Consider the following 23,446-nt stretch of genomic DNA (forward strand, 5'->3'; position numbering starts at 1 on the left):
TCCTCGCCCCCGCCGCCCCTACCCGTCCCATCCTTGGGGGGGGGGGGGCCCCCGGGCCCCCCCCCCCCCCGGGCGCGGGGCCGGGGGGGGGGGGGGCGGGGGGGGGGGGGGGGGGGGGGGGGGGGGGGGGGGGGGGGGGGGGGGGGGGGGTGGGGGATCGGCTTGGGCGGCCTTGTCCTCGAACGCCGCATGGGCTGGATGTGCCCGGGGGGGTCTTGAGGGGCGCGGGGAACTGCGCGATCAGCCCCCACCGGGCCCGCACCCAGGCACCGTCCCTCCGCTCCCGCGCCGCCGCAGCGACCCCGCCGTCAGGCACAGCCCCAGGCCGAGCACCGGCAGCAGTGTCCGATGATCCACCCGGGACACCAGCGCCGCGCCCACCGCCAGGCCGAGTGCCGTAGGCGCGAACATCAGCGTGTTCGCCGTCGCTGCCGTGCGGCCCAGTAGTTCGTTCGGGGTTTCTCGCTGGACTGCCGTCAGGCCCGCTATCAGCGCGCACGGCAGGCCCACGCCCATCGCCACGCCCGACGTGAGGAACACCGCGTCGGACGGCACCGCCCTGAGCGCGGTCGCCACCCCGGTGAGGGCGATGCCGTACGCCGCGAACCGCCGTTCTCCCAGGCGCCGTAGCAGCGGGCCCGAGGCCAGGCCGACCGTCACCGAGCCGAGGCCCTGGAGGACGTACAGGGGGCCCGCGTAGGTGGGGGAGTGGCCCAGGGATTCGATGACCGCGTACAGCAGGGCACTGCCCGCGCCCGTGAGGAACATCGTTGCGCCCGCCGCCAGGATCACGGGGCGGAGGGTCGGGTGGTGGCGTAAGTAGCTGACGCCTTCCGTTGTTCGGGTGCGCCAATCGCCTGGCCGGCTCTGTGCGGTGGCGCCGGTCTCCGCTGCCGGCTCTGTCCTCACGCGCGCGTACGCGAGCGCCGCCAGTACGAACGTCAGCGCGTCCAGGAGAGCCACGCTCGGGCCGCCGTACGCCGCGTAGAGGCCCGCCCCGGCCAGTGGAGCGAGCAGTTTCATGCCCTCGTTGGCCGTCATCCGCAGGCCGTTGAAGTCGCCCAGCAGCGTCTTGTCGATTCCCCGTGCCATCAGCGCCGCCTCGGCCGCGTCCTGCACCACGCCCGCCGTGCGGTACAGCACCAGGACCGTGAAGAGGAGCCATACGTCGCCCGGCGCGTCGACCGCGAAGAGGGTCAGCAGGAGCGCGGCCAAGGTGAGGTTGGTGTGGATGAGGAGGGGTTTTCGGGGGAGACGGTCCGCCAGCGTGCCCAGGACGGGGCCCGCGAGCGTGGGCGTCCACATCGCCAGGAGGGCGAGGGCGGCGAGGGTGTTCGAGCCCGTGAGGTCCTTCACCCAGATACCGGAGACCAGCCAGAGGGCCGAACTGCCGAAGCCGGAGAGAACCGTCGCGACCAGACAGGGGGCGGCGACCGGGTCACGGAGGATACGGAGGAGGCGCGGGGCCGGTGGTGGTGGTCTCCTGGACGTCGTCATGCCTGGTCATCGTGGGGCTAAGGGGTGGGGGCCGGGATCGGTCAGGTGCCCTAGATTCGCCGCCTGCCGCCTGCCGCCTGCCGCCTGCCGCCTGCCGCCTGCCGCCTGCCGTCAGATGCCTGTCGTCAGCTGCCAGCCGACTGCCGCCAGCCGCCAACTACCCGCCCCTCAGCCGTCAGACGCCCTGCTGCCAACTGCCTGCCGTCAGTCGTCAGATGCCTGCCCCTCAGCCCTCAGCCGTCAGATCCCTGCCACCCCTCAGCCGCCTGTCGCCAACTGCCCGCCCCTCAGCCGTCAGATGCTTGCCCTCAGCCCTCAGCCCTCAGCCCACAGCCGTCAACCGCCAACTGCCAGCCCCTCAGCCCCCAGATGCCTGCCGCCAGCCGACAGCCACCAGCCCCACCGCCGCCCCAACCTCCCCCCCCGTCGCCGGCTACGCCAACAGCCCGCCCCCGTCGATCAGTTGACGGCCAACCCCGGCCAACAACAGCGAGCAGCCCCGCGCGCACCCTCCCGCGCCGTACGCTCCCCGCATGCCCCTGAGCCTCACCGTCCTCGGCACCGCCTCCCCCCACCCCGCGCCGGGACGCCCCTGCTCCGGCTATCTGGTGCGCGGCGGCGGGGCCGAGGTCTGGGTCGACGCCGGGCCAGGCACCTTCGCGGAGTTGCAGCGGCACACCGATCCAGCGCGGCTGACCGCCATCTGGATCTCCCATCTGCACGCCGACCACAACGCCGATCTGCTCGCCGCCGTCTACGGGTTCGCGTACGGCGGGCTCACCCCGCCCGCGCCCATCCCCGTCTACGCCCCACGCTCCTGCGCCCTCCGCCTCGCCGGGTTCTTCGGGCGGGCCGACACCTCCTTCCTCAGCGGAATTCTCGACTTCAGGCCCCTGCACGACGGCCACACCGTCCGGCACTGGAATCTCCGCCTCACCAGCCGCGCCGTCTCCCACGGCATCGAGGCCTACGGGCTGCGGGCCGAATCGCAGGGCAAGGTGCTCGCGTACTCCGGTGACACCGGCCCCTGCGACGCGCTCGCCGAACTCGCCCGGGGCGCCGACCTGTTCCTCTGCGAGGCCGACATCGACCGGCATGGCGATCGCGATGGCGAACAGGTGCATCTGACCCCGGAGGACGCCGGCGCGTACGCGAAGGGCGCCGCCTCGCTGCTCGTCACACACGTCGGCCCCACCCTCACCGTCGACGCGGCCACCGAGCGCGCCGCCGCCGTCTTCGGCGGTCCCACCGACAGCGCGTACGAGGGCACGACCAAGATCATCTGATCGCCCCTGCCCCGCCGCCCTCGGCTGTCCTTCTCAACTTCCTTTGTCAGAAGCGTTGACGTACGCCGCAGCCGCTCCTACCTTCAACCCGTCGTACTTCGTACGTCATATATGAGACGCGATATGTGAGATCCGATCCCGCAGATCCGAGAGGCGCGCATGACCTCTGTGCCCACGCCGATCCCGTCCCGCACGCAGTTCGTGCTGGAGGGGATCAAACACCGCATCCTCACCGGGCAGTTGACCCCGGGCCAGGCCCTCGTCGAGACCGAACTCGCCGCCCAGTTCGGGGTGTCCAAGACCCCGGTGCGCGAGGCGCTCAAGACGCTGGCCGGTACCGGACTCGTCGTGATGAACCAGTACAAGGGCGTCACGGTGCGCATGGTGGACGCGGACATGGCGCGCGAGGTCTACGACGTACGGCTGCTCCTCGAACCGGAGGCGCTGAAGCGTTCCGTACGCAGAAAAGCCTCCCTCGACGCCGCTCGGGATGCCCTGGCCAGGGCCGACCAGGCCACCGACACCGCCGAACGCTCCCTCGCCAACCGGGAGTTCCACCGTTCCCTCTACGTCCGCTGCGGCAACCCGCTGCTCGGCCGGATGCTCGACGAGGTGCGCGACCAGGCCGCCCTGGTCTCCGCCGTCGCCTGGGCCGCGAACCCCTCCTGGGAGCGGGAGGCGGACGAGCACCGGGAGATCCTGCGGCTCGCCCTCGGCGGCGACGCCGACGGAGCGGCGCGCGCCCTGCACGCCCATATCGAGTCGTTCGTGCAACGGGCTTTCCCCGCAGGGGAGTCCGAGGTCCAGCGAGAGGACGGTCAGGAATGAGCGGCGTGGCGTTCGAGACCCAACGGGCGGCCCTGGCCGACGTGGTGGCGATCCCGGTGACCCCGTTCGCCGAGGACGGCACCGTCGACCAGCCCGCCCACCGGGCCCTGCTGCGCCGGCTGCTCGACGGCGGCATCAACACCCTCACGCCGAACGGCAATACGGGCGAGTTCTACACCCTCACCCCCGAAGAGCGGTTCCTCGTCACCGAGTTGACCGTCGACGAGGTCGGCGACCGCGCCGCGATCCTCGTCGGTGTCGGCCACGACGTACCGACCGCCGTCGCCGCCGCCCGGCACGCCCGCTCCAGCGGGGCCTCGATGGTGATGGTCCATCAGCCCATCCATCCGTATGTCTCCGAAGGCGGCTGGGTCGACTACCACCGGGCCATCGCCGAGGCCGTTCCGGAGCTGGGTGTCGTGCCGTACATCCGCAACGCCTCGCTCAGCGGTCTGCGGCTCGCCGAACTCGCCGATGTCTGCCCGAACGTCATCGGGGTGAAGTACGCCGTCCCGGACGCCGCCCGCTTCGCCTCCTTCGCCCGTGACGCCGGGCTCGAACGCTTCGTCTGGGTCGCCGGGCTCGCCGAGCCCTACGCCCCCTCCTACTTCTCCGCCGGCGCCACCGGCTTCACCTCCGGGCTGGTGAACGTCGCCCCGGCCGTCTCGCTGAACATGATCGAAGCGCTTCGATCCGGCGACTACCCGGCCGCCATGAAGGTCTGGGAGCAGATCCGCCGCTTCGAGGAACTGCGCGGCGCCAACGCCTCCGCCAACAACGTGACCGTCGTCAAGGAGGCCCTCGCCTCGCTCGGCCTGTGCCGCCGCGAGGTCCGCCCGCCGAGCCGCGCCCTGCCCGAGCGCGAACGCGCCGAGGTCGCCGCCATAGCCGCCGGGTGGTCCATATGACCGGGGAGAAGGCCAGGAAACGGCCCGAGGAGCTGCGCAGTCATCAGTGGTACGGGACCGACGGGCTCCGTTCCTTCAGTCATCGTGCCCGTACCCGCCAGCTCGGGTACCTCCCCGAGGAGCACCTCGGCAAGCCCGTCATCGCGATTCTCAACACCTGGTCGGACATCAATCCCTGTCATGTGCACCTCCGTGACCGGGCGCAGGCCGTCAAGCGGGGCGTCTGGCAGGCGGGCGGATTCCCCCTGGAATTCCCGGTGTCGACGCTCAGCGAGACCTTCCAGAAGCCGACCCCCATGCTCTACCGCAACCTCCTCGCCATGGAGACCGAGGAGCTACTGCGCTCGTACCCGGTCGACGGCGCCGTCCTGATGGGCGGCTGCGACAAGTCCACGCCCGCCCTGCTCATGGGCGCCGCGAGCGTCGACCTGCCCGCCGTCTTCGTGCCCGCCGGGCCCATGCTGCCCGGCCACTGGCGCAACGAAGTCCTCGGCTCCGGCACCGACATGTGGAAGTACTGGGACGACAAGCGCGCCGGGCTCATCGGCGACTGCGAGATGACGGAACTGGAGAGCGGGCTCGCCCGTTCGCCCGGCCACTGCATGACCATGGGTACGGCGTCCACGCTCACCGCCGCCGCCGAGGCGCTCGGCGTGACCGTGCCGGGGGCGTCCAGCATCCCCGCCGTCGACTCCGGGCACGACCGGATGGCCGCCGCCTCCGGGCTGAGGATCGTCGAACTGGTCCACCAGGACCGCAAGTTGAGCGACATCCTCACCGCCGACGCCTTCACCGACGCCGTGACGACCGTCCTCGGGCTCGGTGGTTCCACCAACGCGGTCATCCATCTGATCGCCATGGCCGGCCGCGCCGGTGTCCGGCTCACCCTCGACGACTTCGACCGCATCGCGCGTACCGTGCCGGTGCTGGCCAACGTACGGCCGGGTGGTCAGACGTACCTCATGGAGGACTTCCACTTCGCCGGTGGCCTGCCCGGATTCCTCTCCCGGATCACCGACCTGCTGCATCTCGACCGGCCGACCGTCTCGTACGACAGCATGCGCGAGCAACTCGCGGGCGCCCAGGTCCACAACGACGAGGTCATCCGGCCGCGCGACAAGCCGGTCGCCGACGAGGGCGGGGTCGCCGTCCTGCGCGGCAACCTCTGCCCGGACGGCGCGGTCATCAAGCACATCTCCGCCGAGCCGCACCTGCTCAGGCACACCGGTCGCGCGGTCGTCTTCGACGACTACCGGACCATGCAACGCACCATCAACGACCCGGAGTTGGGCATCACCGCCGACACCGTTCTGGTGCTGCGCGGCTCCGGCCCCAAGGGCGGCCCCGGCATGCCCGAGTACGGGATGCTGCCCATCCCCGACCACCTGCTCAAGCAGGGCGTACGGGACATGGTGCGGATCTCCGACGCCCGGATGAGCGGCACGAGTTACGGCACGTGCGTGCTGCACGTGGCACCCGAGTCGCATGTCGGCGGGCCCCTCGCGCTCGTCCGCACCGGCGACTCCATCACCCTCGACGTCGAGGGACGGTCGCTCCGACTCAACGTGGACGACGAAGAGTTGGCGCGCAGACGGGCGGAGTGGACACCGCCGGCCGAGCGGTACGAGCGCGGCTACGGCGCGCTCTACAACGAGCAGATCACGCAGGCCGACACCGGCTGCGACTTCGAGTTCCTGGCCAGGCCGGGCAAGGTGCAGGACCCGTACGCGGGCTGACCCGCGAGCACGGCACGACCACGTACAGAGCACGACATCGCACAACCCTGCACGAAGAGAAAGCGCTTCCCGTACGACGCACGCACGAGCACGCACCACGCACGCACGACGTACCGAGAACGGAGAACAGTCATGGCCCAAGCCGCAGCCGTGGCGAAACCGCCGGCGCCACCCCGGCGGCGACGTGCCTCAGCGACACCGCGCAGGTTGCCGTACCTGCTGATCGCACCGGCCGCCCTGCTCATGCTGGGCTTCATCGCCTACCCGGTGATCAGCGTCTTCTACTACAGCCTGCAGCACTTCAACCCCACCAAGCCCTGGCGCAACGGGTTCGCGGGGTTCGAGAACTTCACGCACGCCTTCACCGACGACCCCCAGTTCTGGGACACGCTGGTCTTCAGCGGGAAGTGGGTCGTCGTCGAGGTCGGCCTGCAGCTGATGTTCGGCCTTGCGCTCGCGCTCATCGTCAACCAGACCTTCGTGGGCCGGTCGATCGGCCGCGCGCTGGTCTTCTCGCCCTGGGCCGTCTCCGGCGTCCTCACCTCCGCGATCTGGGTGCTGCTCTACAACTCCCAGACGGGCATCACCCGTTACCTCGCCGACATGGGCATCGGGACGTACGGCACGAGCTGGCTGTCGGACACCTCCACCGTGTTCCCGGCGGCGATCGTCGCCGATCTGTGGCGCGGGGTGCCCTTCTTCGCGATCCTCATCCTCGCCGACCTGCAGTCCGTGTCGAAGGACCTGTACGAGGCCGCCGAGGTCGACGGGGCCAGCCGGCTCAAGCAGTTCTGGCACATCACGCTGCCGCACCTCAAGGACGCCATCGTGCTGTCCACGCTGCTGCGCGCGGTCTGGGAGTTCAACAACGTCGACCTGCTCTACACCCTCACCGGCGGCGGACCGGCCGGTGAGACCACGACACTCCCGCTCTACATCGCCAACACCAGCGTCGACGCCCACAACTTCGGCTATGCCTCCGCGCTCACCACGGTCGCGTTCGTGATCCTGCTCTTCTTCTCGATTGTCTACCTGCGGCTGAGCAAGTTCGGAGGGGAGAACAAGTGATCACCAAGGAAGCCACCGTGATCGTGCCCGCACCCGTGGACGACATCCCCGAGCCGCCGCGCCCGCACAAGAAGCAGCGCCGCGCCTGGGACGAGGCCCCTCGCTGGCAGATCTACCTCCCCCTCGGCATCTACCTCGTCTTCACCCTCATCCCCTTCTACTGGATCCTCCTCTTCGCGCTGCGCCCCGCCGGTTCGACGTCCCTCGTCCCCTGGCCGATGACCTTCGACCACTTCGAGAAGGTGTGGACGGAGCGGGCCTTCGGTACGTACTTCGAGAACAGCATCCTCGTCGGCGTCGCCACACTGCTGATGACGACGCTCGTCGCGCTCGCCGGCGGCTACGCCCTCGCCCGTTTCGACTTCAAGGTCAAGCGCGCCTTCATGCTGGCCCTGCTCTGCTCCCAATTCGTGCCGGGCGCGCTGCTGTTGGTGCCGTTGTTCCAGATCTTCGCCCAGCTCCAGATGATCAACTCGCTGGGCGCGGTCATCATCGCCGAGACCGTCTTCCAGCTCCCGCTCTCGATGATCCTCATCAGCGGATTCATCAAGAACGTGCCGTACACCCTGGAGGAGGCCGCCTGGGTCGACGGCTGCAACCGGTTCACGGCCTTCCGGGTCGTCGTACTCCCGCTGCTGCGGCCCGGGTTGATCGCCGTCGGCTCCTTCGCCTTCGTGCACTCCTGGAACCACTTCCTGTTCGCCCTGATGTTCCTCAGCGACCAGGGCAAGCAGACCATCCCGGTCGGCCTCAACACCCTGATGAGCGCGGACAGTGTCGACCTGGGCGCCCTGGCGGCGGGCGGCATCATCGCCGCCGTACCCGTGGTGATCGTCTTCGCCTTCATCCAGAAGTGGCTGATCACCGGCTTCAGCGCGGGGGCGGTGAAGGGATGAGACGCCTTCTTCAAGTCACCTCAGTGGTCGGCCTGTTGGGTGCCGTCCTCAGTACGCCGGCCGGTGCCGACGCCCGTGACCTCAGCCGCGACACCCTTCCTGCTAACGACGGCTGGGCCGCCGCCGACGGTGGCACCAGCGGCGGTGCGGCTGCCGACGACGCGCACGTGTTCACCGTACGCAGCCGTGGTGAACTCGTCCGCGCCCTCGACGGCGGCAGCGCCACCCCGAAGATCATCCGGGTGGCGGGTGTCATCGACGCCAACACCGCTGACGGTGGTGGGAAGTTGGGGTGTGGGGACTACTCGGACGGGACCGGGTACAGCCTGAAGAAGTACCTCGCCGCCTACGATCCCCGCACCTGGGGTTCCGCCAGGCCGAGCGGGACGCAGGAGGAGGCCCGGCAGGTCGCCGCCGCCCGGCAGGCCGAGCGGGTCGTGCTCGCCGTCGGGTCCAACACGACCATCGTCGGGCTCGGTTCGGGCGCCGTCCTCAAGGGCGCGAGCCTCCAGGTCAAGAACGCGAGCAACGTGATCGTCCGCAATCTCCAACTCCGCGACGCCTACGACTGCTTCCCCGTCTGGCAGCCCAACTCCGGTGGCCTGGGCGACTGGAAGACGGCGTACGACAACCTCTGGCTCAACGGCGCCACCCATGTCTGGGTCGACCACGTCACCGCCTCCGACCAGGGGCACTCGGACGCCGACGAGCCCACCTACTTCGCCCGCAACTACCTGCGCCACGACGGCCTGTTGGACATCACCAACGGCTCCGACCTGGTCACCGTCTCCTGGAGCCGGTTCGCCGACCACGACAAGGCGATGCTTATCGGCAGCGGCGACACGGCCACCGGCGACCGGGGGAAGCTCCGCGTCACCCTGCACCACAACGAGTTCCGCTCGGTCACCCAGCGCGCCCCGCGCGTCCGCTTCGGCCAGGTGCACCTCTACAACAACCGCTACCTCATCGACCACGGAGACGACTACCGCTACTCGCTCGGCGTCTCCACCGAGTCCGCCGTGTACGCGGAGAACAACTCCTTCAGCGCGCCGGGGCACGTCGAGGTCGCCGACCTCGTCAAGAGCTGGAACGGCAGCACGCTCCACCAGACCGGCACCCTCTTCAACGGTTTCCCGGTCGATCTTCTGACCATCCACAACGCCTACAACTCGGGCAGCGAGCGCGATCTCACGGCCGACGTCGGCTGGACGCCTACCCTGCACACAAAGATCGACAGCGCCGACACGGCCGACCGAGAGGTGGCACGCGGCGCGGGCGCAGGGAGGCTCACATGAACACGTCACACCTCACGACCCCGGTTCCGGTGGTGCTCGCGGGAGCGCGCGGGCACGGGCACTGGCATCTCGCGAACATCCGCAGGCTCCAGGACAAGGGCCTCGTACGGCTGGCGGGCGTCTGCGAGCTGACCCCGCTCACCGACGAGGAGCTGGACGGCCTCGGCACGCCCGAGCAGTCCGCCGACTTCGGCGCGCTCCTCGACTCCACCGGCGCCGCCGTCGCGGTGATCTGCACGCCGATCCCCACCCACACCGACCTCGCGCTGATCGCCGCCGCCAAGGGCGTGCACCTGCTCCTGGAGAAGCCCCCGGCGCCGTCCTACGCCGAGTTCCGCCGGATGGCCGACGGGGTCGCGGCGGCCGGGGTCGTCTGCCAGATCGGCTTCCAGTCGCTGGGCTCGCACGCCCTGCCCGCGATCCGCGAGCTGATCGCCAAGGGCGCCATCGGCACCGTCACCGGCATCGGCGGGGCCGGCGCATGGGCGCGCGACGAGGCGTACTACCGGCGTGCGCCCTGGGCGGGCAAGCGCAGGCTGAACGGCGTGGACGTCATCGACGGCGCCCTCACCAACCCCCTCGCGCACGCCGTCGCCACCGGCCTCGCCCTCGGCGGCAGCACCCGCGCCGAGGACGTCACCGGCATCGAGACCGAGCTGCTGCACGCCAACGACATCGAGTCCGACGACACCTCGTGCGTCCGCGTCAGCACCGCGAACAGCATCCCGGTCACCGTCGCCGTCACCCTGTGCGCCGAACACCCGGGCGACCCGTACGTCCTCGTGCACGGCACCAGCGGCCGGATCACCCTCTGGTACAAGCAGGACCGCGTCCTCCTCCAGCGCTCGGGCCACGGCCCGGAGGAGTACGAGTACGACAGCACCGACCTGCTGGAGAACCTGGTCGACCATCTCACCGAGGGCGCCGAACTGCTCGTCGAGCCCGACGTGACGGGCGCCTTCATGCGGGTCGTCGAGGCGATCCGACAGGCCCCCGACCCGGCGCAACTTCCGGCTGACGCATGGGAGTTCGTGCCCGGCGAGGACGGCGGCCCGCGCCGTCGGGTGGTCCCCGGCATCGACGGCCTGGTCGCCGCCGCGGCCGACACCCTCTCCCTCTACTCCGAGTTGGGCGCCTCCTGGGCGGTCCCGAAAGAGGTGAGCACCTGATGACCCAGTTGTCTCAGCTGCCCAATGAGTCGCTCGTCCTGCGGGCCGCGGGCCGCCCGGTCGGCCGCTACACCGGCCGGCCGGAGCTGCCGCTCCGCCACGCGCCCCGCCCGTATCTGCACCCCGTCACCACGCTGGCCGGTACCGCCGTCACCGAACTCAGCCCCGCCGACCACACCCACCACCTCGGCGTCGGTGTCGCCATACCCGACGTCGAGGGGCACAACTTCTGGGGCGGGCGCACCTATGTACGGGACCAGGGTCCGACCGAGCTGGACAACCACGGCGCCCAGCGGCACACCGCCTACCAGCTCCGCGACCCCGACGGCTTCGTCGAGGAACTGCGCTGGATGGTCGGCGGCGGCGAACTCCTGCGCGAGCGCCGTACCGTCGCCGCCACCGAATTAACGGACACCGCCTGGGCGTTGGACTTCACCTTCTCCCTCACCAACACCACCTCCGCGCCCCTCTCCATCGGCAGCCCCGCCACCAACGGCCGCCCCGGCGCGGCCTACGGCGGCTTCTTCTGGCGGGCCAGGAAGGAGGCCACGCCCCCCGATGTCTTCACCTCGTCCACCGAGGGCGAGTCGGCGGTGCACGGCACCCGCGCCGACTGGCTCGCCCTGGCCGGCAGCACCTGGACCCTCGTCTTCGCCGGCGCCACCGAACAGACGCGCCGCGACCCGTGGTTCGTCCGGGCGGAGGAATACCCGGGCGTCGGCTCGTCCCTCGCCTTCGACGAACGGCTGCCGATCGACCCGGGCGAGACCGCCGTACGCCGCATAGTCACCGTCGTCGCCGACGGCCGCCTCGACCGGGGCGAGGCCGCGGCCCTCGTACGCAAGGCGGTGAGCCCGTGATCACCGGTGCCGATCTCGGCGACGGGACCTACCGCAACCCGGTCCTGAACGCCGACTGGTCCGACCCGGACGTGGTCCGCGTCGGCGACGACTTCTACCTCACGGCCTCCAGCTTCGGCCGCGCCCCGGGCCTGCCGCTGCTCCACTCCCGCGACCTCGTCAACTGGACCCTCGTCGGCCATGCCCTCGAACGCCTGCATCCGGCAGCCGAGTTCAGGGTCCCGCGCCACGACTGCGGTGTCTGGGCACCCTCGTTGAGACACCACGACGACCGCTTCTGGATCTTCTGGGGCGACCCCGACCACGGCATCTACCAGGTCAACGCCCCGGCGATACGCGGCCCCTGGACCCTCCCGCACCTGGTCAAGGAGGGCAAGGGACTCATCGACGCCTGCCCGCTGTGGGACGAGGAGACCGGCGAGGCATACCTCGTGCACGCCTGGGCCAAGTCCCGGTCGGGCGTGAAGAACCGGCTCACCGGTCACCGAATGCACCCCGAGGGCACGGGAGTTCTGGACGAGGGCAAGGTGATCGTCGACGGCGACCGCATACCCGGCTGGTTCACCGTCGAGGGCCCGAAACTCTACAAGCACGACGGCTGGTTCTGGATCCTGGCACCCGCCGGGGGAGTGGAGACCGGCTGGCAGGGCGCCTTCCGCTCCCGGGACTTCTTCGGCCCGTACGAGGAGCGGATCGTCCTGGAACAGGGGGACACCGACGTCAACGGGCCCCACCAGGGCGGCTGGGTGCGCACGTCGGCCAGCGAGGACTGGTTCCTCCACTTCCAGCAGCGGGGGCCGTACGGCAGGGTCGTGCACCTCCAGCCGATGAGCTGGGGCGAGGGCGGCGCGGGTGCGGACGGCTGGCCCGTGCTGGGCGATGCCGGCGCCCCCGTCGCCGTACACCGCAAGCCCGAGCTGCCGGTGCAGCCGCCCGCCGCGCCCGCCACCGACGACGACTTCCCCGGCGGACGGTTCGGCCGTCAGTGGCAGTGGACGGCCAACCCGCAGGACGGCTGGGCTCCCCAGCACTCGGGGGACGGGCTGCGGCTGAGCTGCGTACGCCGTGCCGACGTCCATGACCTGCGCAGACTCCCGAACGTCCTCACCCAGCGGCTGCCCGGCAGCGCGTGCGCGGTCGAGGTGGGACTGCGGCTCGACAGCGAGGAGCCGGGGGCCCGGGCCGGGCTCGCCGTGCTGGGGGACTCCTTCGGCTGGATCGGCCTGGAGCGGGCGGACGACGGGACGGTCCGGCTCGTCCACCGGTTCGCCGAGTCCGTCGCCGAGCGGGAACGGGACGCCGCTGTGCCGAAGGTGGCACCGGAGGGCCGGGTGCGGCTGCGGATCGCCGTCGGGGCGGGGGCGCGCTGCCGGTTCTCGTACGCCCTTGAGGGCGGGGCCGGTTGGGAGCCGTCCGGGCCGGTGTTCGCGGCCACGCCCTGGCGCTGGGTCGGCGCCCTGCTCGGGCTCTTCGCGCTCGCGCCGGTCGGCGGGGGACACGCCGGCGCGGCCACGTTCACGCAGTTCAGAGTCAGTCCTTTGTAAGTCGCCTTGTTCGTATGCCTGATCTGTATGCCTGATCCGTATGCCTGTTGGGAGCCGCAATGACGCACTTCCCTAGCAAGCGCTTGCCGGGCGCCGGTAGAACCTTGGCCGCCGTCGTGGGGCTGGTGGCCGCCCTTGTCATGGGGGCGGCCGGAGAGACCCCGGCCGCGGCCACCAACTCGGCTTCCGCTACTTCCCGTTGGACCGATCAACCGCACGGTTTCGCCTCCCTCGCCGGTGGCACCTCCGGCGGTGCGGGCGGCAAGGTCGTGACGGTCACCGACCAGGCCTCGCTGGTGAAGTACGCGGCGGCCGAGGAGCCGTACGTCATCCGGGTCGCGGGCTCGATCGCCGTGGCGCCCTTCGGGGCCGATGTCGTCGTGGCCTCCGACAAGACGATCGTCGGCGTCGGGGACACCGGCGAGATCGTGCACGGCGAGCTGCACCTCAACCCCGGTACCAGCAACGTCATCATCCGCAACCTGACGATCCGAGACTCGTACGTCGAGGGCGACTGGGACGGCAAGACGACCGACTTCGACGCCATCCAGCTGGACACCGCCGACCACGTCTGGATCGACCACAACCGCTTCACGCACATGGGCGACGGACTGCTCGACATCCGCAAGGACAGCCAGTACATCACCGTCTCCAACAACCAGTTCACCAACCACAACAAGGCGTTCGGGATCGGCTGGACGTCCAATGTGCTGACGCAGATCACCATCGACCACAACTGGTTCACGGGTACGAAGCAGCGCAACCCGTCCGCCGACAACTGCGCCTACGCCCACCTCTACAACAACTACGTGTCCGCGCAGGTGGCGGACGGCGATCCCGTCTGGACGTACGGGAACTGGTCACGCGGCAAAACCAAGATGGTCATCGAGAACAGCTACTACGACGGTGTCCAGCACCCCTACCAGGCCGACGCCACCGCCGAGTTGGTACAGCGCGGATCGATCCTGAGGAACGTCAGCGGACGCCAGGACGCCTGGGGCACCGCCTTCGAACCGCGCGACTTCTACGCCTACCGGCTCGACCCGGCCGCCGCCGTGCCCGCGCTGGTCAAACGCCTCTCCGGGCCGCAGCGGGCGATCGGCGACAGGGTGACGCTCCATGTCCCCGCCGACTACCCGACCGTCCAGGCCGCGGTCGACGCCGTGCCCGACGGGAACACCGGTCCGGTCACCATCGCCGTCGCGCCGGGCACGTACCGCGCGAAGGTGTTCATCCCGGCGGGCAAGTCGAACATCCTGCTCCAGGGGACGGGCCGCAGCCGCTCCGACACCGTCATCGTCTACGACACGCCTGCCGCGTACGGCGGTTCGACGGGCAGCGCCACGGTCCGGATCGCCGCGAACGACGTGACCGCCCGCAACCTCACCTTCAGCAACGACTTCGACGAGGCCGCCGTGGAGCTGAACGGCGAGCAGGCCCTGGCGATGAAGACGACCGGTGACCGGATCGTCTTCGAGAACACCGCCTTCCTCGGCAACCAGGACACCCTGATGACCGACAGCCCCAAGCTGGACGTGATCAGCCGGGTCTACGTCCGCGACTCGTACATCGAGGGTGACGTCGACTTCATCTACGGGCGGGCGACGACCGTCATCGAGCGGTCGGTGATCCGCGCGCTGAGCCGGGGCTCCGCCACCAACAACGGCTACATCACGGCCGCTTCGACCTGGACGGGGAATCCGTACGGCTTCCTGATCACCCGCTCCAAGGTCGTGAGCGACGCCCCCGCCGACTCCTTCCACCTCGGCCGGCCCTGGCACCCGGGCGGCGAGCCCAACGCCGTCGCCCAAGTCCTGTTCCGGGACACCGAGTTGCCCGCCGCGATCAAGGCGTCGCCGTGGACCGACATGAGCGGCTTCCCGTGGCGCGACGCCCGCCTCGCCGAGTACCGGACGTACGGTCCTGGCGCCCAAGTCACCGCCGACCGGCCGCAGTTGAGTGCCGATGACGCGGCTTCGTTCACCGTCGCCGACTATCTGCGCGGTACCGATGACTGGGCCCCGTACGCCCGCCGCTGACCCCCCACAACTTCACAGTTCCGTCTGGCCCAGAAGTGATCCAGAAGAGATCCAGAAGAGAGAGTGCCGACCAATGAAGATCAGCATCCGCAGAAGCAGGCGCGCGGCCATCGCGGTCGCCCTGGGTTCCGTGCTCGCGCTGACCGCCACCGCCTGCGGCGACGACGGCAGCGGCAGCGCGGGGGACAAGGGCAACGAGGGCTCGGGCAAGGGCGAGATCACCTTCTGGGACAACAACGGCGGTGTGCGTACCGACGTCTGGAAGGCGATCATCGCCGACTTCGAGAAGGCCAACCCCGACATCAAGGTCAAGTACGTCGGGATACCGTCCGAGAGCATCCAGTCCAAGTACGACACCGCCATCCAGGGCGGCGGCCTGCCCGACGTCGGCGGGGTCGGCGCGGCCATGCTCGCCGGTATCGCCGCCCAGAACGCCCTTGAACCGCTGGACGACCGGCTCAGGGCCAGCACGCTCAACGGCAAGCTGACCCCGGGCATGATCGACAGCGTGCGCAGCGCGGGCGGTGGCGACGAGCTGTTCACCGTCCCGACCTCGGCGAACAACGGCACCCTCTGGTACCGCACCGACCTGTTCGAGGCGGCGAAGCTGGAGGCGCCGACGACCTGGTCGAAGTTCTACGCCGCCGCCGACAAGCTCACCGACGTGGACAAGAACAAGTTCGGCTACACCATTCGCGGTGGCGAGGGTTCGATCGCGCAGGCCCTGGACGCGACGTACGGCCAGTCCGGCATCACGTCGTTCTGGGACGAGGCCGGTGACAAGACCACCGTCAACGACCCCAAGAACGTTGCGGCGTTGGAGAAGTACGCGGCGCTGTACAAGAAGGACACGCCGTCCGCCGACGTCAACAACGACTTCAAGAAGATGGTCGCGCAGTGGGACAGCGGCGACATCGGCATGCTGAGCCACAACCTCGGTTCGTACCAAGACCACTTGAAGGCGCTCGACGGCAAGTTCCGGGGCATTCCGAACCCGACCCAGGACGACGGGACGCGCGTCCAGGTCTCCAACCCCGTCGACGGGCTGGGCCTGTTCAAGTCCAGCAAGAACAAGACGGCCTCGTGGAAGTTCATCGAGTTCGCGGTCTCGCACGCGTCGAACAGCAAGTGGAACGAGTCGGCCGGCGCCATTCCGTCCAACACGGAGGCGGCGAAGGACGCGTGGATCCAGTCGGCGGAGGCGACGAAGCTGGCGGCTGAGTCGCTGAACAGCGGCACGATCAAGATCGTGCAGTTGCCGTACTACCTGCCGGACTGGAACACGATCTCGAAGGCGGACAACGAGCCGAACTTCCAGAAGGTGTTGTTGAAGAAGATGAGTGCGAAGGAATTCCTGGACACGTTGGCCGAGCAGCTCAATGCTGCGCAGGCTGAGTGGAAGGAGCAGCAGGGTTAGGTCTGTGGTCGGTGGTCGGCTGCGGGTTCGCCGTGGCTGGTCGCGCCCCGCGGCGGAGCCGCAAATAGATACAGCCCCGCGCCCCTAAATGCAGGGGCGCGGGTGCCCAACTCCTCTTGAAAGGCACAGGGTCGTGTCTCTTAGTCGTCGACAAGTCGCCTCCGCCGCTCTTGCCGCAGTTCCGATGGCCGCTCCCTCCTTTGGGAGATCCCGGCCCGTGCGCACCCTCTACATAGCCGGGGATTCCACCGCCGCCCAGAAATTCGCCGATGCCGCTCCCGAGACCGGGTGGGGAATGGCGCTTCCCTTCTTTCTCGGGAAGGGGCTGAAGGTCGCCAATCACGCGGTGAACGGGCGTAGTTCCAAGAGTTTCTTCGACGAAGGGCGGCTGGACGCCATTCTCGACGTCATCTCGCCCGGTGACTTCCTGCTCATCCAGTTCGGGCACAACGACGAGAAAAGCGCCGATCCCGTCCGCTACACCGAGCCCTGGACGACGTACCAGGACTATCTGCGGCTGTACATCGACGGTGCGCGGGCCCGTGGGGCGCGGCCGGTGCTGGCCACCTCCGTCGAGCGGAGAAAGTTCGACTCGGGCGGCAACGCGGTGCCGACCCACGGCGACTACCCGGCGGCGATGCGTGCGCTCGCCGAGGAGGAGCGCGTGGCGTTGCTCGACATTCAGGCCGAGTCGATCGCGCTGTGGCAGGAGTTGGGGGTCGAGGAGACGAAGAAGTACTTCAACTGGACAGCGACAGAGCAGGACAACACGCACTTCAATCCGCCGGGTGCCATCGCGTTGGCCCGGCTCGTCGCCGCCGGGCTGGTGCGGCGGCGGGTGCTGGCGCACCGGGACGTGCGCCGCCTCGACGACGTGATCCCGGAGTCCTGGATCACCTGGCCTCCCGCCGCCGCGTAGTCCATTTCCCCCAACCTCCCCGTCACTTCCTCCAAAAGGAGAGCCGCACCATGAACGCTCGTGCATGTCATGATCATGCCATCGTGAAGGCCGCCGTCCTGCTCGGCTGCACCGCCCTCGTCCTCACCGTCACCGGCCCCGTCGCCCAGGCCGCCGCACCGCAGGCCCGTGACCTCGGCCGGCAGACCCTCGCCGCCGGTGACGGCTGGGGCTCCGACGCCGGTGGTACGACCGGCGGTTCGGCCGCCGACGCCGAGCACGTCTACACCGTCACCACCTGGGCGGAGTTCAAGGCAGCGCTGAAGGCCGGCGGCAGCGCGCCGAAGATCATCAAGGTCAAGGGCATGATCGACGCCGTGTCCGAGGGCTGCGAGGCCTTCGTCACCGGCGGGTACGACCTCCAGCAGTATTTGAAGGACTACGACCCGGCCGTCTGGGGCAACGACAAGGTCGCCAGCGGCCCGCAGGAGGACGCGCGGGTCGCCTCCGCCGCCAAGCAGGACTCGGAGATCAAGGCCAACATCCCGAGCAACACCACCATCGTCGGCGTCGGCAAGAACTCCGGCATCCTCGGCGGCAGCCTCCAGATCAAGGCCGTCTCCAACGTCATCCTGCGCAACCTCACCATCGAGGCCCCCCTCGACTGCTTCCCGAAGTGGGACCCGACCGACGACAACAACACCGGCAACTGGAACTCCGAGTACGACGCCGTGGTCGTCTACGGCACCGACCACGTCTGGATCGACCACAACACCCTCACCGACGGCCGCTACCCCGACAGTGAGCGCCCGAGCTACTTCGGCAAGGTCTTCCAGCAGCACGACGGCCTCACGGACATCGTGCGCGGCGCCAACTACGTGACCGTGTCCTGGAATTCCTTCAAGGACCACGACAAGAACATGCTGATCGGCAACAGCGACAGCACCGCGACCACCGACGCGGGCAAGCTCAAAGTCACCATGCACCACAACGAGTTCGACGGAATCCTGCAGCGCTCCCCGCGCGTCCGCTTCGGACAGGTCGACGTCTACAACAACAACTACGTGGTGGCCGAGGAACAGGCCTCCGACTACTACCTCTTCGGCGTCGGCATCTCCTCCCAGCTGTACGCCAGCGACAACGCCATCTCGCTGCCGGCCGGCGCCAAGGTCGGCAAGGTCCTGAAGAAGTGGAACGAGTCCCCGCTCACCGCCGAGAACAACTACGTCAACGGCAGGCGGACCGACCTGATCGCCGTCCACAACACCGAGATCCCCGCCGAGACCCTCCAGTCGGGCGCCGGCTGGACCCCCACCCTCCGGACGAAGGTCGACTCACCGCGAGCCGTGCCGTACATCGTCAGCCGGGGTGCGGGCGCGGGCAAGGTCTGCTGACCATGGCCGGACTCCAAGTCCCCTTGAGCAGAAGGTCGTTCGTCGTCGCGAGCACCGGGGCCGCACTGGCCCTGGGGCTCGCGACCCCCGCCCGCGCGGCCGGCCGCACCCGCTTCGGCCGCTACGGCTCCCCGTCCCGCCGCCTCAACGCCCAGACCCTGTACGTCGACCCGTCCGGCACCGGCGACTTCACCACCGTCCAGGCCGCCGTAACGGCCGCGAGCGGCACCGGATTCACGCTGGTCATCGCCCCCGGCGTCTACCGCGAGACCGTCGCCGTCGACTCCACCCGTACGGAACTGACCTGGATCGGCGCCTCGGAGAACCCGCGCGATGTCGTCATCGTCTACGACAACGCGGCCGGTACGCCGAAACCCGGCGGCGGTACTTACGGCACCACCGGCTCCGCCACCACCCTCGTCCAGGGCGCCGGTTTCACGGCCCGCTGGATCACCTTCGCCAACGACTGGCTGCGCGCCGACCACCCGGGGGTCGCTGGGACCCAGGCCGTCGCCATCAAGGTGCAGGGTGACCGGTCCGCGTTCCACCACTGCCGGTTCCTCGGCCACCAGGACACCCTGTACGCCGACTCGTTGAGCCGGGAGGCGTACGCCCGCCAGTACTTCGCGCACTGCTACGCCGAAGGAGACGTCGACTTCGTCTTCGGCCGGGCCACCGCCGTGTACGACCACTGCCACTTCCGCACCCTGAACCGCGCCGACCTCACCGGCGCCCCCTACGGCTTCGTCCTCGCCCCCTCCACCGTCGGCGCCAACCCCCGTGGCTACCTGGTCACCAACAGCCGCATCACCAGCGAATCCCCGGACGCCTACTACAAGTTGGCCCGCCCCTGGGTGCCCAGCTCGGACACCACCGCCCGCCCGATGCTCACCGTCCGCAACACCCACCTCGGCCCCGGCATCGACGCGGTCGCGCCCTACACCAACATGTCGGACACCTACCCCTGGCAGAGCCAGCGCTTCGCCGAGTACCGCAACACGGGCCCGGGCGCGGTGATCTCGGTACCGGAGAACCGACCTCAACTCACCTCCACAGAAGCCCAGTCGGCGACCCGCGAGGCATACCTGGGCGACTGGACCCCCTGGCAGGGGCGGTGGTGCTGAGATGCGCCGACGCACGCTGCTCACCGGGTTCGCCGGTGGACTGATCGCCAGCGGTACGGCTCCCGCGTTCGCCTCCGCCGCCCGCCGGGTCCTGCACGTCCGCCCAGGCGGGTCCGTCCAGGCCGCCGTGGACGAGGCGGTGGCGAGGGGCGGCGCGGGCTGGACGATCGTCGTGCACCCGGGCACATACCGCGAGGTCGTCAACATCCCCGCCCAGGCAGCGGAGTTGACGATCCGCGGCGCCACCCGCGACCCGCGCGACACCGTCATCGTCTACGACAACGCCAACGGCACCCAGAAACCCGACGGTTCGGGCACCTACGGCACCGCCGGCTCCGCCACCTTCACCTCGGCGGCGCCCGGCCTGACCGTACGCGACCTGACCCTCGCCAACGACTGGCTGCGCGCGGACCACCCCGAGATCACGGGAACGCAGGCCGTCGCCGCCTATGTCACCGGCGACCGTTCGGAGTTCACCCGCGTCCGGCTGCTCGCCCACCAGGACACCCTGTTCGCGGACACGACGGCGCTGACCGCCTTCGACCGGCACTACTACCGCGACTGCTACATCGAGGGCGACGTCGACTTCGTCTTCGGGCGGGCACGTGCCGTCTTCGAGCGCTGTCACTTCCACACCCTCGACCGTGACGTCGCATTCAAGCCCGAGGGCATGGTCTTCGCACCCGCCACGGCCCGCGCCAACCCGTACGGCTTCCTCGCCGTGCACGGGCGGGTCACCTCGGGCGCGGAGGACGGCGCGTACAAGATCGCGCGGCCCTGGGTGCCGTCGTACGAGACAACCGCCTGGCCCTCGCTGGTCGTTCGGGAGACGCGGCTCGGCCCGGGCATCGACGCCGTGACCCCGTACACCAACATGCGGGACGCCTATCCCTGGCAGACCATGCGCTTTTGGGAGTACGGCAACTCCGGTCCGGGCGCGGTGATCTCGGTGCCGGAGAACCGGCCGCAGCTCACCGAGGCGGAGGCCGGGGAGCATACGCGGCGGACGTATCTCGGGGACTGGTGCCCGTATGGCCGGGCCTGATCCGGCGGTGGGGCGGCGGGCGTTCGTGTTGGGGGCGGGGGCGGCTCTGGTCAACGGGGGTGTCGCCCAACCCACACACGCGGCACCTGACTTGGCGGCGGCTGCGGCCGTCGTCGACGGGCCCCTGCCCGGCTTCCACCCCGCGCTCAAGGACGAGTTGGACTTCCCGCTCGCCTGGGGCCGCTCCGGCGTCCGGGACTTCCGGGCCTGGCGGCGGATCGCCCGCGCCAAGGTCGAGGAGACGCTCCTCGTCGAGCCGGACGGGGCCGGGACGCCGTACGACCCGGAGTTCGGCGAACGTGCCGAAGCCACCGGCTACACACGGGAGTTGGTGACGCTCGCCCTCACCAGGTACGAGCCCGTGCGCGGTGCCCTGCTCACTCCGCACGGCCCCGGGCCCTTCCCCGCCGTACTGCTCCTCCATGACCACGGGGCCAAGTTCGACATCGGGAAGGAGAAGCTCGTCCGGCCCTGGTACGACGACGCCCGGCTCGCCTCCGCACAGGGCTGGGCGGACCGGTACTTCAGCGGACGGTTCGTCGGTGACGAGCTGGCCCGGCGCGGCTATGTCGTACTTGCCCTGGACGCGCTCGGCTGGGGCGACCGGGGTCCACTCGCCTACGACCAACAGCAGGCCCTCGCAAGCAACTTCTACAACCTCGGCTCCTCCCTCGCCGGACTCATGGCCCGCGAGGACGTCCGCGCCGCCCGCTTCCTCGCCGGGCTCGACCGGGTGGACCGGCGGCGGGTCGCGGCCGTCGGGTTCTCCATGGGCGCCTTCCGCGCCTGGCAGACCGCCGCGCTGAGCGACGACATCGCCGCCGCGGCCAGCGTCGGCTGGATGACGGGGCTGAAGGAAATGATGGTCCCCGGCAACAACACCCTGCGCGGACAGTCCAGTTACTACATGCTCCACCCCGGACTCACCCGCCACCTCGACTTCCCCGACGTGGCGAGCATCGCCGCACCCAGGCCGATGCTCTTCTTCCACGGCGCCCTGGATCCGCTGTTCCCGGCGGAGGGCGTACGCGTGGCCCACGAGAAGCTGCGCGCCGTCTGGCGCTCACGCCGCGCCGGGGAGCGGCTGCACACCAGGATCTGGCCGGACCTCGGCCATGTGTTCACCGCACCCATGCAGGACGAAGTCCTCACATGGCTCGACGACGTTCTGTAACTCCCGCAACTCCCGCTACTTCCGTAACTCCCGCTCGATCAATCCCCGTTACGACGAAAGGACCCGCACGTCATGCGTCGTATCACCCGTCTCAAGAGTTCCCTCACCGCGCTCGCCGTCACCACCGCCGGTGTCGGTCTCGCGGTCCTCCCCACCCCCGCCCAGGCCGCGACCGTGGTCGTCTCCACCTCAGCCCAGCTGAGCAGTGCCATCTCCGGCGCCACCGCAGGGACCGTCATCCAGGTGCGCGCCGGGACCTACTACCCGACGGCCACCCTCCAGTCGACGGCCAACGGCACCTCCGCCAGCCGGATCTACCTCCAGCCGTACGGCTCGGAGACCGTGAAGATCGACGGGTCGAACCTGCCGGACGGCGACTGGATCTTCAAGCTGACCGCCGACTACTGGACCGTCTCTAACATCACCTTCCAGAACTCCCCGGACAGCGCGGTCGTCTGCCAGTCCTGCGCCTCCACGGTCTGGAGCAACATCAAGACCATCAACGGCGGCGACTCCGGCTTCACCCTCACCGGCGACAGCACCACCAACAACACGGTCAAGAACCTTGACTCGTACGGCCATTACGACCCCGCAAACCACGGCGAAAACGCCGACGGCATCGCCGTGAAGTACGGGTCGGGCACCGGCAACCTCATCACCGGCGCCCGCCTCTACAACAACTCGGATGACGGGCTGGACTTCTGGTCCTTCTCCTCGCCCGTCACCGTCGAGCACACCTGGGCGATGGGCAACGGCAAGAACCGCTGGTCCGACTCCGCGTTCGCGGGCGACGGCAACGGCTACAAGCTGGGCGGCGACGGAGAGACCGTGGCCCACGTCATCAACAACTCGGCGGCCTGGGACAACGCGGGCAACGGCTTCACCGAGAACAGCAACAAGGGCGCCATCGTCATCAACCGCACCACCGCCTACGCCAACGCCAAGTGGGGCTACTACTTCGCCACCGGCGCGGCCAAACTCGGCAAGAACCTCGCCGTCAGCAACAGTTCGGGGTCGGTCAGCAAGGGCTCGTCGGTCGCCTCGTCCGGCAACAACTGGGACTCGGGGATATCGACCCCGTCCTTCGTGTCCACGAACGCGTCGACCACCTACAACTCCCGCGCCACGGACGGCACCCTGCCCGCCACGACGTTCCTGACGACGGGCAGCACCACGATCGGCTCGACCATGAACTGAGCCCACCCCCGCTCCACGCCGCTGCTCCGTTCTGAGGGCGCGAGGCCAAGTTTGTCTGAGGGTTTGGTATC

General features: G+C 69.6%; 19 protein-coding genes. 18 read left to right on the plus strand and 1 reads right to left on the minus strand.

Translation table 11 applies throughout. The features are described from left to right. Positions 1–240: 240 nt before the first annotated feature. The gene (locus CW359_RS39110; protein WP_105974990.1) at positions 241–1,497 is read right to left on the minus strand and encodes an MFS transporter; all 1,257 of its coding nucleotides are present in this window, start codon (positions 1,495–1,497) and stop codon (positions 241–243) included. Between the two features lie 533 nt (positions 1,498–2,030). On the opposite strand from CW359_RS39110, the gene CW359_RS39115 reads away from it, so the two are divergent. From CW359_RS39115 to CW359_RS39200, 18 genes are all read left to right on the plus strand, one after another. Continuing rightward, positions 2,031–2,783, plus strand: a complete 753-nt coding sequence (locus CW359_RS39115; RefSeq protein ID WP_105974991.1) for an MBL fold metallo-hydrolase — start codon at positions 2,031–2,033, stop codon at positions 2,781–2,783. A 159-nt stretch (positions 2,784–2,942) separates the two neighbouring features. Further along, a complete protein-coding gene (locus CW359_RS39120; protein WP_105974992.1) occupies positions 2,943–3,611 on the plus strand; it encodes a GntR family transcriptional regulator in 669 nt (222 codons plus the stop codon). Further along, a complete protein-coding gene (locus tag CW359_RS39125; protein WP_105974993.1) occupies positions 3,608–4,519 on the plus strand; it encodes a dihydrodipicolinate synthase family protein in 912 nt (303 codons plus the stop codon). The genes CW359_RS39120 and CW359_RS39125 overlap by 4 nt, the downstream gene beginning before the upstream one ends. Then, positions 4,516–6,255 (plus strand): L-arabinonate dehydratase, encoded by a 1,740-nt coding sequence (araD, locus tag CW359_RS39130; RefSeq protein ID WP_105974994.1) that lies wholly within the window; start codon positions 4,516–4,518, stop codon positions 6,253–6,255. Before CW359_RS39125 ends, araD begins: the two co-directional genes overlap by 4 nt. Before the next feature lie 132 nt (positions 6,256–6,387). Next, positions 6,388–7,323: a carbohydrate ABC transporter permease gene (locus CW359_RS39135; RefSeq protein WP_105974995.1), complete on the plus strand. Its 936-nt coding sequence runs from the start codon at positions 6,388–6,390 to the stop codon at positions 7,321–7,323. Beyond that, positions 7,320–8,219 carry a carbohydrate ABC transporter permease gene (locus tag CW359_RS39140; RefSeq protein ID WP_105974996.1) on the plus strand — a complete coding sequence of 300 codons (900 nt, stop codon included), beginning with the start codon at positions 7,320–7,322 and terminating at the stop codon, positions 8,217–8,219. Before CW359_RS39135 ends, CW359_RS39140 begins: the two co-directional genes overlap by 4 nt. After that, entirely contained in the window at positions 8,216–9,514 is a 1,299-nt protein-coding gene (locus CW359_RS39145) for a pectate lyase family protein (protein ID WP_105974997.1), read from the plus strand. Before CW359_RS39140 ends, CW359_RS39145 begins: the two co-directional genes overlap by 4 nt. Next, positions 9,511–10,683 carry a Gfo/Idh/MocA family protein gene (locus tag CW359_RS39150; protein WP_105974998.1) on the plus strand — a complete coding sequence of 391 codons (1,173 nt, stop codon included), beginning with the start codon at positions 9,511–9,513 and terminating at the stop codon, positions 10,681–10,683. Before CW359_RS39145 ends, CW359_RS39150 begins: the two co-directional genes overlap by 4 nt. After that, positions 10,683–11,543 (plus strand): DUF6807 domain-containing protein, encoded by an 861-nt coding sequence (locus CW359_RS39155; protein WP_105974999.1) that lies wholly within the window; start codon positions 10,683–10,685, stop codon positions 11,541–11,543. The genes CW359_RS39150 and CW359_RS39155 overlap by 1 nt, the downstream gene beginning before the upstream one ends. Further along, positions 11,540–13,087 (plus strand): glycoside hydrolase family 43 protein, encoded by a 1,548-nt coding sequence (locus tag CW359_RS39160; RefSeq protein WP_105975000.1) that lies wholly within the window; start codon positions 11,540–11,542, stop codon positions 13,085–13,087. The genes CW359_RS39155 and CW359_RS39160 overlap by 4 nt, the downstream gene beginning before the upstream one ends. Before the next feature lie 59 nt (positions 13,088–13,146). Continuing rightward, positions 13,147–15,126: a pectinesterase family protein gene (locus CW359_RS39165; RefSeq protein WP_105975001.1), complete on the plus strand. Its 1,980-nt coding sequence runs from the start codon at positions 13,147–13,149 to the stop codon at positions 15,124–15,126. Between the two features lie 73 nt (positions 15,127–15,199). Beyond that, positions 15,200–16,543: an ABC transporter substrate-binding protein gene (locus CW359_RS39170; RefSeq protein WP_105975002.1), complete on the plus strand. Its 1,344-nt coding sequence runs from the start codon at positions 15,200–15,202 to the stop codon at positions 16,541–16,543. 133 nt (positions 16,544–16,676) lie between these two features. Then, on the plus strand, positions 16,677–17,462 hold the full coding sequence (locus CW359_RS39175; RefSeq protein ID WP_105975003.1) for a rhamnogalacturonan acetylesterase: 786 nt from the start codon (positions 16,677–16,679) through the stop codon (positions 17,460–17,462). Positions 17,463–17,512: 50 nt separating this feature from the next. Next, complete coding sequence (locus tag CW359_RS39180) at positions 17,513–18,835, plus strand: pectate lyase family protein (RefSeq protein ID WP_105975004.1); 1,323 nt, start codon at positions 17,513–17,515, stop codon at positions 18,833–18,835. A gap of 2 nt (positions 18,836–18,837) precedes the next feature. Then, positions 18,838–19,959: a pectinesterase family protein gene (locus tag CW359_RS39185; RefSeq protein WP_105975005.1), complete on the plus strand. Its 1,122-nt coding sequence runs from the start codon at positions 18,838–18,840 to the stop codon at positions 19,957–19,959. A 1-nt stretch (position 19,960) separates the two neighbouring features. After that, entirely contained in the window at positions 19,961–21,004 is a 1,044-nt protein-coding gene (locus CW359_RS39190; protein WP_105975006.1) for a pectinesterase family protein, read from the plus strand. Then, complete coding sequence (locus tag CW359_RS39195; protein WP_105975007.1) at positions 20,991–22,178, plus strand: dienelactone hydrolase family protein; 1,188 nt, start codon at positions 20,991–20,993, stop codon at positions 22,176–22,178. Before CW359_RS39190 ends, CW359_RS39195 begins: the two co-directional genes overlap by 14 nt. Before the next feature lie 72 nt (positions 22,179–22,250). Next, positions 22,251–23,375, plus strand: coding sequence for a right-handed parallel beta-helix repeat-containing protein (locus tag CW359_RS39200; RefSeq protein ID WP_198655554.1), 1,125 nt, complete (start codon positions 22,251–22,253; stop codon positions 23,373–23,375). The last annotated feature ends 71 nt before the right edge of the window (positions 23,376–23,446 follow it).

The organism is Streptomyces geranii, assembly GCF_002954775.1.
Taxonomy (GTDB): domain Bacteria; phylum Actinomycetota; class Actinomycetes; order Streptomycetales; family Streptomycetaceae; genus Streptomyces; species Streptomyces geranii.